Source organism: uncultured Thiodictyon sp. (assembly GCF_903946935.1).
Lineage (GTDB): Bacteria > Pseudomonadota > Gammaproteobacteria > Chromatiales > Chromatiaceae > Thiodictyon.
Map to the genome: position 1 here is coordinate 26,024 of NZ_CAJAXH010000200.1, position 12,519 is coordinate 38,542.

Genomic DNA, 12,519 nt, shown 5'->3' on the forward strand with positions numbered 1-12,519 from the left:
ACGACGCCCGACCCGCTCAATCCCGTCCCCATTGCGCCAGGGCCAGCACCAGGCGATTGACGATGGTGCGGGTGGGCACGATGTTGTCGGGGTTGTGCAGGAGCAGATCGCGGTTGATCTCGATGGTCAAGGACTGTTTGCCGCGCAGCAGTTCCGGGTCGAAGCGATTCAGCGAATGGCTGCCGGTATAGGGATGGTTGTAGCGGATCACGTCGCAGAAATTGAAGTCGACATCCAGGTCGCCGACGCTGGTCTCCACGATCTCGGCGAGGTTGAGCAGCAGTGCGCGCTCGGCAAAGGAGTCATTGGGTGGATTGCCTTTCAGGTCGCCGCCATTGCCGAACATGATGAGCGGGCGCAACTCGCCCTTGTCATTGGAACCACCGGTGCCGATGCCTGGCATGGTGTGACAAAACAAGACCTTCTCGATCTTGGGGCTGCTAACCAACTCGGCGAGACGGCGCTGGTGTGGCTGGATGTAACGCTCGATCACCTGTTGCCGCGCCTGGGCGGGGAGCCCCCGGTCGGACTGGTAGATCTTCACGCCCTGGCTGGTGAGGGTCTTGACGGCCCCGTCCGCGTCGAGGTCGTCGCACGGGCGGTTGGGGTCCGCGTGGGCGCGCCAGATCCTGAAGCGCAACACATGGGGGGCGGCGGGCAGGTCCAGATAGAGCTCATCGGAGAACTCGTCCGAATCCTCCCGCCGGTCGCCGGGGGTGAACTTGGGGTGCAGGTAGGGCTTGACCTCGTTGGGGGTCAGATGGCCGCCGTGCGGCAGCTCCAGCAGAACGGGGATTTGCCCCTCCCGATAATCGAGTGGGAGGGTGTCGAATACCTGGCTCACAGTCCGATTCCCGATAGCAGTTGCTTGGCGGCGAAGTCGCGCAGCAGGCCGGCATGGCGCTGCGGGTCGCCGTCGCTCACCACCGCGGCATACAGGCGCGTCACGGCGTCCTCCCTGGTGTCGTAGTGGGCCCCGACCGGGACCAGCGTGCCGCGGTGGATCTCCCGGCGGAAGCGATCGAACAATTGCGCCGGGGTGCCAGGATAGCAGAAGTAGCCGGTGGTGAGTTGGGGGTGGCGGTGGCGGTCGGTGAGATAGTCGCCCAAGAGAAAGAAGGGCGTGGAGCCGTTGAGCCGGAAGTTGGGGTCGATCAGCCAGACCTCGCCGGCCCCGTCCTCGATCAGGTCCAGGCCGCAGACCCCATGCCAGCCGAGCGCGGCGGCGGCCCGCGCCGCCTGGTCGCACACCGCCGCCACCGGGGCCGGCGGCACCCATTGGGGATCGATACAATTGCCGGCGTAGGCACCGCACAGCACCCGCTGCACCGAGCCGCCGATGTAGGAGAGCGCCCCATCCGGTGCGATCTGGAGCTGGACGTTGAAGTTGTTGCGGATGTCTTGCAGATACTGTTCGATCTTCACCGGACGGCCGGCAAAGCGCTGCTTGGCCTCGCGCAGGTCATGTGCGTCGCGGCACAGCGCCACCCCGTCGCCGCCCCCGCAGGGTTCGGTCAACTTGACCACGAAGGGCAGGGGCCAACGTTCCCGCCACTGGTCCTGCGCGAATGACTCGGCGCTCAGGCGCTCGTGGCGCGGCACCCGGTCGGTCAACTCGTGCAGGCGGCCCTTGTCGTTCAGGCGCACCGCCAGGCTCGGGTCGTCCAGATAAAAGCGTTCAGCCGGGATGTGTGTGCTGTCGAATGGGTGGGGCGAGACCACGCGCAGGCCCGGGTGCTCGGCCACCCGCTGGCGGTAATCGGTGGGGCCGACGTAGCGCACGACGGGTCCGAGCTGTCCCGCAAAGTGTTCCTGAAAAAAGCCGCTCCAATAGTCGGAGATGTCCGCTGCCAGGTCGACCGCGCCCTGGTCCGCCAGGGTGATGAAGTGCCCGCTCAAGAGCAGGAAGCGGGCGGCCTGGCAGCTCAGGTAGCGCTCGCCGCGCACAAAATAGTAGCCGTAGTCGCCGGCGAGCCGCTCATCTGGGGTGTAGTGCGGGTAGCGCGGCAGGTGCAGCGCGGGACGACGCAGCGCGAAGAGCTCGGCAAGGGTGTCGGCCGTGCTCCGGGGCCAGGGGAGCGCGTGATCTGGGCCGCGGTGGCGTCGGCCCCACAGGTCGACGGCCTGACCGTGGAGTTGTGGGAGGCTGTACATTGGGGATTCCTCCGTCGGTTCCGGGATCGGGACCCCCGTCGGCCGCACCTGAGGTGCGGCCGGTACCGGGGGCGCGGTGGAGCGGCAAGGGCAGCGAATCCGCCGCCCGCTCGGCTGGGTTGCCGAGCCGGGGGTCAACGAGCGATGGGAGTATAGCCTGGCAGGGTGACGCTTTGCCCACTCACCACAGCGTGATCCAGACCGCCAGCGGTCCCACGAGGGCCGCCAGGGCCAGGGGTAAGGCCACGCTCGCGCCCAGTCGCCGGCCGCTGACGGTGGTCGCCATCGCGCCCTTGACCAGTGAGTTGGACGCCGCCGCGATGACGATACCGGTGACGACGGTTTGCAGGCCCAGGCCGGTACGGCTCATGCCGACGAGCGACAGGGTAATGGCATCCACGTCGGCAACGCCCGAGGCCGCCGCGAGGGCCAGGACCCCGGTGCTGCCCAGCCAGACCTCAACCCCCCGGGCCAGGACCATCACCAGGGCCAGGAAGGCGCCGAAACCGATGGCCGCCGTCAGTTCCAATGGATTGCGCAGGCTGGTGACGGCCGCGCCTGACGCGTCGCCCAGGGTCCACCATTGGCGCAGCGCCGCGCCATAGACCACCAGCGTCATCAGACCCAATGGCAGCAAGGCCGGCAGCAACACATTGGGGGCCGCCACCGCCAGGACCAAGGCCATCCGCGGGAACATGGTGCCGCAGGCGAGCAGGATGCCGGTGGCGAGCGTGGGGCTCAATTCCGGTTGGGCGCGGGCCAGGCGGGCGAAGTGCAGGGTTAGCGCAGTGGATGAGGCCAGCCCGGCAAAGATTCCAGTGAAGATCGCCCCCTTGCGCGCCCCGGCCTCCTTGACCGCAAAATAGCCGACAAACGACATCGCCGCGATCAGGACCACCATCCACCAGAGGCGATAGGGATTGAGCGCCTGCCAGGGGCCATAGCCCCGATTCGGCAGCAAGGGCAGGACGACCACCGACAGCAGCAACAGTTGCAGGCCGGCCGCCAGTTCCTGGCCTTGCAGGGTAGTGAGCCAATGGTGGAGGACCGGTTTGGCACTGAGCAGCAGGGTGGCGACCACCGCGGCGGCGGCGGCCACCGCGACCTGACCCGAGGCGGCCAGCGCGCCCAGCACAAAGGTCAGTAGCCCCGCCACCGGGACCGTGATCCCCATCCGATCCGGTCGGCTGCGGGCGTGGATCGCATAGGCGGTGGCGAACAACACCCCCAGCGCCAGCAGCCCCAAGGCCGCCAGCCAGGCCCCCAGGGGCGGCCCAATCAGGGTCGTCGCGCCGCCCAGCAGACCGATGAGCGCGAAGGTACGAACCCCAGCCACCCGGGTGCCGTCCTGTTCGTCACGCTCCGACCAACCGCGCTCGACCCCGATCAGCAGGCCGATCGCCAGGGCGGCCCCCAGGTGGTAGAAGGTGGCTTGTGCGGGCAACATGGCAGGGCCTCTGGTTTTTGGGGCGGGACGCGGACCAGACTAGCCCAGATTTATCACGAGTCTCACGCCAAGGCGCCAAGCTCGCCAAGGTTTTTCAGTGTGTTATCCGCACTGCCCCATTCACCCGTCAGGTGATCTGGGCGCCTGGCCTAGCGTTCTGTATTTCTTGGCGAGCTTGGCGCCTTGGCGTGAGCTATGCGGGCTAGCGCAAGGCTTCGAGGATCTCGGCCAAGCGCTCGGCGCTGTCCTCCAGGTCCTCTTGGGCGGCCAGCACCGACACCGGGGCTGGCGTGATCTCGATGGAGTCGAGGATCAGCGCCTCCTGCGAGTTGTAGTGCTGCACCCGCCAGCAGTGGCGGACCCCGGTGGCGGCGACCCGACAATTGCCATAGCCGCGCGACAGCAGGGTTACCGGCCCGGCACCCAGACTGGCCGCCAGACAGACCAGGTCCTCGGGGGTCTGGGGCAACAGGGTCAGATTGACGATGTGCGGCGGCTCGCCGCCCTCGCGGCTGGCGACCTGGGCGTTGACCTCCGCCAGGACGCCGGGGGCGTTCATCACGCCCGCCGGCAGAGGGACGGGAAGGCGTGCTTGGTTCGCGGCGGCGTGGAAGGCGCTGGCCCGCACCAGGGCGGGGAGGTCCGCCACCTCCAGGTAGTCCCCGCCGGCGACTGGACGCACCCACCAGACCCCGGCGAGCCGGGTCTCCTGGACGCGCGCGGCCTCCCGCCCGGCGACCAGTGCGCTGACCTCGCCGTCGCCGAGCGTCTGCTCCAGAAATTCGCGGTTGTCGGCATCGAGCAACGCCAGGTTCAGTACCACCGGCGGGTCCGCGACCCGCTGGGCGGCGAGCGCCGCCTGGAGCAGTTCCAATAGCGCCAAGGCCGGCGCGAGTGCGGGCAGCGCCTCCGGCTCGGGCAGGCTGGGCGGCTCGTAGGTCCCCATGGTGGTTGGCATGGGCAGATAGTCGAGCGCCGCCCCGTCCTCCTCCGTCGGCTGGCTACCGGGACCGACGAGGCCCGAGGGAATCTGAATCGAGTGCATTTGGTGAACTCAGTGGAGAGGGCGCGCGAGCCCTGAACCTGGTAACGGAATAGTCTCACGCCAAGGCGCCAAGACGCCAAGATTATTCAGTGCGTTATCAGCGTCAGGCCAGTCACGCGGCGGATGGGTCCGACAACGCAGCGCAGCCTTTCTTGCTTGGCGTCTTGGCGCCTTGGCGTGACAATGGCCCTTTGCGGGGTCAGGGCTCGCGCAAAAACTCGGGAAGCTGGGGTTCCCGCCCCACCAGATCCGGGAACAGGTGCTCGAATGGATCGCCGGCCGCGGCCGCGTGCAGTGCCGCCAGGGCGTCCAACACCAGGCGGGCGCGGGCCTCGCTCAAGACCTCCCGGGCGGCGTCCTGGAAGACCAGGAGCCAGGCGCCGGGGTGTTGCTTCCCGACCAACCGGGTATCGACCTGGGTCGGATCGCCGGGTCCCTGACACCAGGCCCAGTGCGGGCCGGCCTCAATGACCTGCATGGGTACGCCGATACACATCAGGCGCCTCCCACGCCCGCCAGCACTCGCGGGTCGCCCAGCCGATACGCGGCGACCTCGCTGGGGCGGCCGGACTCATAGGCGTCCAGGCTCAGGGCCGGATCGGGCAGGTCCAGCGGGCGCTCGTGGTGGCCCTCGAGCACTTCCCAGCCGATCCCAAACCCGGCGAGGAACTCCAGGGCCAGGGCGATGGCGGGCTGGATGCACGCCTTGACCGGCGGCCGCAAGCTGCCCCCGAAGTCATCCAGTTCCACCGGCTGGACGCCGATCAGCAACAGGTGCTGCGGATAGTCGCCGAGCAGGTCCGCCAGCGCCAGCACCTCCTGGAATCCGGTCTGATGCAGGCTCATCTTCTTGGCCCCCATGAACCGCGGCACCTCGGCCCCCTCCACCCGCTTGAGGGTGCCGGGCGGGAGTCCGTAGTCGACCGCGTCGAAGACCACCAGCACGTCCGCCCACCGCACCTGGTCGACCAGATAGATGCCCTGGGTGCCGCCGTCGAGCAACTGGACATGGGGGCCGAAGCGGTAACGCTCGGCCAGCGCCTCCACCGCCCGTACCCCGAACCCCTCGTCGGCCCAGAGGACGTTGCCGATACCGAGGATCAGGATCTTGGTTTGCTCGCTCATCGGGTGTGCTCCGGTTTACTTTGTTCTGGCTCCCACGCTCCCGCGTGGGAGCCAGAGCGGGCGCTCCGCGTCCAGCGTCCAAACCGGACGCGGAGCGCCCGCATGGCATTCCCACGCTGGAGCATGGGAACGAGAAACGAAAAACGAAAAACGAATTATTCGTTTAGGATGGGTTGAGCGCAGCGAAACCCATCCTATGGACGATCGTCCTTGAACATCCGCCAGCCGCTCACCATGGTGCTGATCAGGCTCTGACGGGAGAGGATGTCCTCGCGGATGGCGGTATAGACATGCAGCATGACGAAGATCCCGATGATCCACATGCCCCAGTGGTGCCACATGCGCACGTCCTGGCTCTGACCGACCCAGGGGATGACCCAGCCGAACCACCGATCCGACAAACTCCCAAGGCCCGCGCCTTCCGAGTAGAGCGCAAAGCCGGTGAAGATCATCACGATGCCGCCGACGGTGATGATGACCACCATGAACAGATGGGCCAGCGGGTTGTGACCGATGTACTTGCGCGGTTCTTTTTCCAGAAAGGCATACCAACGCAACTCGTGCCAGAGCTCGCTCCAGAAGCGGCGGCGCCAGAACGGTAAGGCAAAAAGCTGGCGGGACCAGCGGTTACCGACCAGCGCCCAATAGAGTCGGAAGACGAAGCCGATGGCAAAGACATAGGCGGCGGCAAAGTGGGCAAAACGGATATAGCCCATCAGAAAATGATCGCTGGCCTCCCCGGATAGGGTCGGCAGCGGGCTGCCGATCAGATATCCGGTAATGACCAGGAGCGTGAGCGACAGGGCATTGATCCAGTGCCAGGCCCGCAGCGGGGCCTGGTAGACATAGACCGCGGTGCGTTTGACGGTAGGGACGGCGGTGCTCATGGTTGCAGATCTCCGCGACTAAAAATAAAGAACGGACGTCCGCAAATGAACGCAAATGAACGCAAATAGAAGAAAAGGTTCAAGGGTACAGCGATAGCGACGCGACACACATTAGCCCTTGACTCTTCAACCTGTCGTCATGTTCTTTGCGCTCATTTGCTGAACGGCAGTTTCTGGTGTGAGCGATTACCTTTGGGTCGACCGCGAATAGCCAAGAATGATTTGCGTTCATTCGCGTTCATTTGCGGACAATCTTCTCTTGTCCGCCCGGGCTCGGAATCTTGGTTACCGCACCTTGACCCGTGTCAGTTCCTCCCCATCCGGGCTCATGACGTGGGTGGAGCACGCCAGGCAGGGGTCGAAGCTGTGCAGGGTGCGCAGGATCTCCAGGGGCTGATCGGGGACCGCCAGTGGGGTGTTCAGCAGGGCCGCCTCAAAGGCACCGATGTTGCCGGCCGGGTCACGCGGTGAGCCGTTCCAGGTGGTCGGCACCACCGCCTGGTAGTTCTCGATCCGCCCGTCCTTGATCACGATCCAGTGCCCCAGCGCGCCGCGCGGGGCCTCGGTGGTGCCCACGCCCCGCGCCTCTTTCGGCCAGGTCGAGGGGTCCCACTTGGTGGCGTTGGCGGTGGCGCTGTCTCCGGCCTTGAGGTTGGCCACCAGCTTGTCCTGGAAATAGCGCAACTTATGCACGGCCCAGGAGGCCTCCAGGCCGCGGGCGGCGGTACGCCCCAGGGTCGAGAACAGCGCGGTCACGGGCAGGTTCAGATCGGTCAGGACCTTCTCCACCGGCTCCTTGAACTCAGGCATGCCCTTGGCATAGCCGATTACCCAACGGGCCAGGGGGCCGACCTCCATGGCGTGGCCGCGCCAGCGCGGGGCCTTGATCCAGGAGTACTTGGCATCCTCGTCGATCTCCTGGATGTTGGTCTTGGTGCCCTTGGTCTTGGGGCCGAGCACAAAGTTCGGTTCGGTGACGCCGTCCCAGGGGTGCAGGCCCTTTTGCTCGTCTTCGTAGGTGTACCAGGAGTGTGCAACAAACTCTTGGATTTGCGCAGGGTCGCTCAGGTCCACGTCGTGGACCTCCTGGAGGTTGCCGTTGATGATGGCCCCGCGCGGCAGGAGCTGGTTGGCCGCCGAGTTGTCGTTGGCCCGCTCCGGGATGTCGCCATAGGACATCACCGACTGGCTGGACAGCCCGCCGCCGAAGGTCCAGTCCTTATAGAAGGAGGCGATGGCCAGCAGGTCCGGGAGGTAGACCTGGTCGATAAAGTCGATAGTACGGTCGATGATGGAGGAGACCAGGTTCAGCCGCTCCATGTTGACCGCGCCCACGGCCCCGGTGTCGTCGAGGTTGATGGCGCAGGGCACCCCGCCCACCAGCCAGTTGGGGTGTGGGTTCTTGCCGCCGTAGACGGTGTGGATCTTGACGATCTCGCGCTGGAAGTCGAGGGCCTCCAGATAGTGCGCGACCGCCATCAGGTTGGCCTCCGGCGGCAGCTTGTAGGCCGGATTGCCCCAGTAGCCGTTCATGAAAGGCCCCAACTGGCCGGACTCCACGAAGCGCTTGAGCCGGTTCTGCACGTCGCGGAACCAGCCCGGGGAGGACTGGGGCCAGGCGGAGATCGACTGGGCCAGGACGGAGGTGGCCTTGGGGTCGGCCTTGAGCGCCGAGACCACGTCCACCCAGTCGAGCGCGTGCAGGTGGTAGAAGTGTACCAGGTGGTCGTGCGATTGCAGGGTCAACTGCATGATGTTACGGATGGTATTGGCGTTCTCCGGGATCTGGATGCCGAGCGCATCCTCCACCGCCCGCACGCTGGTGAGGGCGTGGGTGCCGGTGCAGACACCGCAGATCCGCTCGGTGAAGGCCCAGGCGTCGCGCGGGTCGCGACCCTTGAGGATCACCTCCAGCCCGCGCCACATGGTGCCGGTGGACACCGCGTTGCGGATCACGTTGTGCTCGTCCAGGTTCACCTCGCAGCGCAGGTGACCCTCGATGCGGGTGACCGGGTCCACCACCACCCTGGTGCCGGCGTTGTCCAGCGTGAAGCCGTTGGGGGTCTGGATACTCATGAGCGCTCACCTGTCTGCTGCTTGGCCGGATCGTCGGCACCTGGATTCCCACCGGGGGTGCGGTCGCCGAAGTCGCCCGGCTGGCGCACCCGCTGGATCGTCGATGCCACCGCGTGGACGGCCACCGCCGCGCCGACGGTCCCGGCCGCGGCCAGGCCCACCCGATCGGCGTTGAGTTCGACCCCGAACACCCTGGTGTCGGTCACATGGTCATAGAAACTGCCCTTGTCCCAGAAGCCGTCCTCCGAGCAACCGATACACCCGTGCCCGGATTGGATGGGGAAGGAGACCCCGCTGTTCCACCGCACGGTGGAGCAGGCGTTGTAGGTGGTCGGCCCCTTGCAGCCCATCTTGTAGAGACAGTAGCCGCGCCGCGCCCCCTCGTCGTCCCACGACTCGACGAACTGACCGGCGTCGAAGTGGGGTCGGCGATAACACTTGTCGTGGATGCGCTGGCCGTAGAACATCTTGGGTCGGCCCTGGCGGTCCAGTTCGGGGATGCGCTCGAAGGTCAGCATATAGGTCACGACCGCGGTCATCACCTCCGCAATCGGCGGGCAGCCCGGGACCTTGATGATGGGCTTGTCATGGATGACCTTGTGGATCGGGACCGCCTGGGTCGGGTTGGGGTGGGCGGCCTGGACACAGCCCCAGGAGGCGCAGGAGCCCCAGGAGATGATCGCCTTGCAGTCCGCCGCGGCCTCCTTGAGCTGTTCCAGGAAGGGCCGTCCGGCGATGAAGCAGGACATGCCGTCCTGGTTGAGCGGCGCGTTGCCCTCCACCGCCAGGATGTAGTTCCCTTTATATTTTTTGCGGATCTCGGCCACGATGGCCTCGGCCTGATGCCCGGAGGCGGCCATGATGGTGTCGTCGTAGTCCAGCGAGATCATGGACAGCACTACGTCCTTGACCAGGGGGTGGGCCGAGCGGATGAAGGACTCCGAGCAACAGGTACACTCCAGCCCATGCAGCCACAGCACCGGGATACGCGGTTTGGTCTCCATGGCGGCTGCCAACTGCGCGCTGTAAGCCGGCCCCAGCCCCAGGGCCGTGGCGGTCAGGCTACAGAATTTAAGGAAGCTGCGGCGGGTAATCCCCTGGCGCCGCATGACCTCATAGAAGGTCTCGGTGGTCGGCATCGTCTCTCCCCTCGGCTGGGCGACCGCGCAAGGGGTCGCGTGTGTCGTATCTGGGGGACACACAGCAAATGGCGGGCCAACGAAGGATTGCGATATGTCAATCGGTTATGTTCGCGCCCCTGACCTGGGCGGGGCGGCGGTGCAAAGCACGCTGCCGGTCTTGGCGCGGTCGCTGACAAGGATCTTTACTGTTTAGAAAGTGCGGGTAGCGCGCGAAGGCGCGAAGAACGCGAAGGTTTTTTATGGTATTCGCGGTGTTTGCAGGTTGATCTGGCGGGTGCGCGAGCGACTGCACGGTCAGCGACGGCTTGCTTCGCGGTTTCGTGCCGGTCGCGGGGCGCGTGTCCGGCGCGCGGTCCAGGCCGCAACAGTGGCCTACCGCCGCACCTACCAGACGGGGTATCCGGCGCCGGGTGTGTCAAAAACACAACGATCGTCTTCGGTGTCTCTTTTTTTTCTCGGCACTGTTGCAAAGCGCGCTGGCGTCGTCTATAGTTTGCCCTGCTACGCGAAATTGCGTTAGGTTTTGTAGTCCTTGTTGCTGAATCCACAACAGCGGAGATCATGATGAACAAAAAGCTTCTTACCCTGGCGGTCGCCACCGCCCTGACCGTCCCGGCCTTCACCGCGTCCGCCGAAGCCATCCTCTACGGCAAGGTCAACGTCTCAATCGATTACATCAATGTCAGCCAGAATGCGACCTATTTCCGTCCTGGAAATACGGTTGGTCCGCAGTTCAACGCGGCTCCCTTCTTCTACGGGAGCGGCCAGGTGACTGCGCCTAACGCGCTTGCGCTGGCGAACCAGCAAACAGCCCTGTCGAATGCGCTCGGGGCGGTACCTGGTGGTGCCACCTACATTCCAGGCGGGGCGGGCGGCACCATTCCGGGTTATTTCTACCCGACGAACGCAGCACTGGGCTGGTCAGTCGCCGCGCAAAACGTTTTGACTACGCAGTATCAGTCCACTTATAACGCCTATTACAATCAAGCGATGGCGAACGGTCAGGGGGCGGTGGCTGCCACTACCCTGGCCACGGGCGCCGCTGCCGCATATCTTGGCCCCAACCAGCTTGCCCCTGGTGTGGCGCCTACCGCGACCCAACAGGCGAACTGGGCCGCTGCAAATAAGGCCGGGTGGCAAACTGCCGTTGGTGGCGGTGGCGGCGCCATGGCGTTGAACACCTATGTTCAAGGCCAGGTGAACGCGCTCAATAACGCACTGAAGGCCGGCACGCTCACTGCCGCAGACGCCGCGGCGGCGAACTCTCAAATCATGATGTTGGTCGGGCAGAACCGCTCCAGCGGTTTGGCCGGGATCGCCCTGCAAGCGATGGCCCTCAACAACACCCGGGCTGGCCAAAGTTTCAATGGCTGGGGCATGGATACGGCCAACGCGGTCAACGGTCCCGCCTCCCGTGTCGGTGTCAAGGGTTCCGAGGACCTGGGCAACGGTCTGAAGGCGATCTACCAGATCGAGATCGGTGTGGACCTCACCAATGCCAACCGTGACTACAATCTCACGAACGGCAATCGCGGGACCACGGCCGGTGCCGCTGCCAACATCAACGGCGCCACCAGCACGTCCGCCGCTGGCTTCTCCTTCCGCAATACCTTCGTCGGTTTGGCGGGTGACTGGGGTACCTTCCTGGTGGGGCGTCATGATACCCCGATGAAGCTCTCCACGGCCCGGTTGGACCTGTTCGCCGATACCTTGGCGGACATGAACACCACCATCGGCTTCCAGGACCTGCGCGCTGACAATACGGTCGCCTACATCAGCCCGAACTTCAGCGGCTTCCAATTGGCGATGGCGATGGTCCCGCAGAATGCCTCCACGCCCATTCTGCTCAACGGGATGCCCGACAACAGGGCAAATAATTTAGCCGGCGCCTACTCGTTGGCAGCGACCTACAAGAATGGCCCCTTCTATGGATCGGTGGCCTACGAGTTGCTGGGGAGATCCAACTTCGCGGCTGACAACCCGTACTACCAGTTTGTCTTCCAGAACCGGACGGCCAAGGATGACAGCAAGGTGCGGCTTGGCGCGGGTCTCTTGGACTGGAACGGGTTTACCCTGACCGGTATCTACGAGGCGCGCAATAACATCAATGGCGCCCCCAACAAGTCGAACGCCAACTACTTGCAGTTCCAGGCCGGTTATGCCTTTGGCAACAACATGGTCAAGGCCATGTGGGGTACTGCGCAGTTGCAACAGTGTGCCGATCCGAATGCGGTCGGTTTCCGCTTCACCTGCCAGGCGGGCAACGTGGGGCAGTACCTTGCCGGCACCGGCAGCCCGCTGTACAACAACAAGCAGAAGACCGCTTGGGCGATTGGGTATGACTACAACTTCAGCAAGCGTACCCAGGCCTATGCCCTCTACACCGCGTTGGACGACAAGATTGCCAAGGCGGGCTGGAGCGGCTTCTCGATCGGCATGATGCACAGCTTCTAATGGACTAGCAGCGCGCCTTCGGGCGCGCTTGGAAGCATTAAAAAACGGTGCCAGTGCGGCTTGGCAATGTCGCGTAGTCTAGTGGGTGCAAATCCCACCTGGGTAATCGTGAGCCGCGAGCCCAGTATCGAGCCTTGCGGCGCGAACGGTAACGGACGCGTCGATGCGTAGGCACGAAAGCAGGCGAGG

The 12,519-nt window shown here is 65.1% G+C and carries 10 protein-coding genes and 1 pseudogene; 1 reads left to right on the forward strand and 10 read right to left on the reverse strand.

From position 1 onward, the window contains the following. Positions 1 to 16: 16 nt before the first annotated feature. The 9 genes from QZX93_RS16685 to QZX93_RS16725 form a co-directional block, all read right to left on the reverse strand. Entirely contained in the window at positions 17 to 844 is an 828-nt protein-coding gene (locus QZX93_RS16685; RefSeq protein WP_295384045.1) for an N-formylglutamate amidohydrolase, read from the reverse strand. Next, entirely contained in the window at positions 841 to 2,154 is a 1,314-nt protein-coding gene (locus QZX93_RS16690) for a hypothetical protein (protein WP_295384046.1), read from the reverse strand. The genes QZX93_RS16685 and QZX93_RS16690 overlap by 4 nt, the downstream gene beginning before the upstream one ends. A gap of 181 nt (positions 2,155 to 2,335) precedes the next feature. Continuing rightward, on the reverse strand, positions 2,336 to 3,601 hold the full coding sequence (locus QZX93_RS16695) for an MgtC/SapB family protein (protein ID WP_295384047.1): 1,266 nt from the start codon (positions 3,599 to 3,601) through the stop codon (positions 2,336 to 2,338). Positions 3,602 to 3,803: 202 nt separating this feature from the next. After that, on the reverse strand, positions 3,804 to 4,646 hold the full coding sequence (locus tag QZX93_RS16700; RefSeq protein ID WP_295384048.1) for a hydrogenase expression/formation protein: 843 nt from the start codon (positions 4,644 to 4,646) through the stop codon (positions 3,804 to 3,806). Between the two features lie 199 nt (positions 4,647 to 4,845). Further along, positions 4,846 to 5,142 carry a HypC/HybG/HupF family hydrogenase formation chaperone gene (locus QZX93_RS16705; protein WP_295384049.1) on the reverse strand — a complete coding sequence of 99 codons (297 nt, stop codon included), beginning with the start codon at positions 5,140 to 5,142 and terminating at the stop codon, positions 4,846 to 4,848. Further along, positions 5,142 to 5,771, reverse strand: a complete 630-nt coding sequence (locus tag QZX93_RS16710) for a HyaD/HybD family hydrogenase maturation endopeptidase (protein WP_295384050.1) — start codon at positions 5,769 to 5,771, stop codon at positions 5,142 to 5,144. The genes QZX93_RS16705 and QZX93_RS16710 overlap by 1 nt, the downstream gene beginning before the upstream one ends. Positions 5,772 to 5,965: 194 nt before the next feature. Continuing rightward, positions 5,966 to 6,658 (reverse strand): Ni/Fe-hydrogenase, b-type cytochrome subunit, encoded by a 693-nt coding sequence (gene cybH / locus QZX93_RS16715; protein WP_295384051.1) that lies wholly within the window; start codon positions 6,656 to 6,658, stop codon positions 5,966 to 5,968. A gap of 285 nt (positions 6,659 to 6,943) precedes the next feature. Further along, a complete protein-coding gene (locus tag QZX93_RS16720) occupies positions 6,944 to 8,734 on the reverse strand; it encodes a nickel-dependent hydrogenase large subunit (protein ID WP_295384052.1) in 1,791 nt (596 codons plus the stop codon). Next, positions 8,731 to 9,873, reverse strand: coding sequence for a hydrogenase small subunit (locus QZX93_RS16725; protein ID WP_295384053.1), 1,143 nt, complete (start codon positions 9,871 to 9,873; stop codon positions 8,731 to 8,733). The genes QZX93_RS16720 and QZX93_RS16725 overlap by 4 nt, the downstream gene beginning before the upstream one ends. Positions 9,874 to 10,440: 567 nt before the next feature. Here QZX93_RS16725 and QZX93_RS16730 point away from each other — a divergent pair. Next, entirely contained in the window at positions 10,441 to 12,330 is a 1,890-nt protein-coding gene (locus QZX93_RS16730; protein ID WP_295384054.1) for a porin, read from the forward strand. Here the strand turns inward: QZX93_RS16730 and QZX93_RS16735 are convergent. After that, positions 12,327 to 12,519: pseudogene (locus QZX93_RS16735) on the reverse strand (hypothetical protein); the annotation flags it as partial. The gene QZX93_RS16730 and the pseudogene QZX93_RS16735 sit on opposite strands and share 4 nt — an antisense overlap.

What these genes read in the sequence shown, in the direction of transcription:
- QZX93_RS16690 (WP_295384046.1), bottom strand. Translation starts at nt 2,154, where the DNA reads ATGTACAGCCTCCCACAACTCCACGGTCAGGCCGTCGACCTGTGGGGC.
- QZX93_RS16695 (WP_295384047.1), bottom strand. Translation starts at nt 3,601, where the DNA reads ATGTTGCCCGCACAAGCCACCTTCTACCACCTGGGGGCCGCCCTGGCG.
- QZX93_RS16700 (WP_295384048.1), bottom strand. Translation starts at nt 4,646, where the DNA reads ATGCACTCGATTCAGATTCCCTCGGGCCTCGTCGGTCCCGGTAGCCAG.
- QZX93_RS16705 (WP_295384049.1), bottom strand. Translation starts at nt 5,142, where the DNA reads ATGTGTATCGGCGTACCCATGCAGGTCATTGAGGCCGGCCCGCACTGG.
- QZX93_RS16710 (WP_295384050.1), bottom strand. Translation starts at nt 5,771, where the DNA reads ATGAGCGAGCAAACCAAGATCCTGATCCTCGGTATCGGCAACGTCCTC.
- cybH (WP_295384051.1), bottom strand. Translation starts at nt 6,658, where the DNA reads ATGAGCACCGCCGTCCCTACCGTCAAACGCACCGCGGTCTATGTCTAC.
- QZX93_RS16720 (WP_295384052.1), bottom strand. Translation starts at nt 8,734, where the DNA reads ATGAGTATCCAGACCCCCAACGGCTTCACGCTGGACAACGCCGGCACC.
- QZX93_RS16725 (WP_295384053.1), bottom strand. Translation starts at nt 9,873, where the DNA reads ATGCCGACCACCGAGACCTTCTATGAGGTCATGCGGCGCCAGGGGATT.
- QZX93_RS16730 (WP_295384054.1), top strand. Translation starts at nt 10,441, where the DNA reads ATGAACAAAAAGCTTCTTACCCTGGCGGTCGCCACCGCCCTGACCGTC.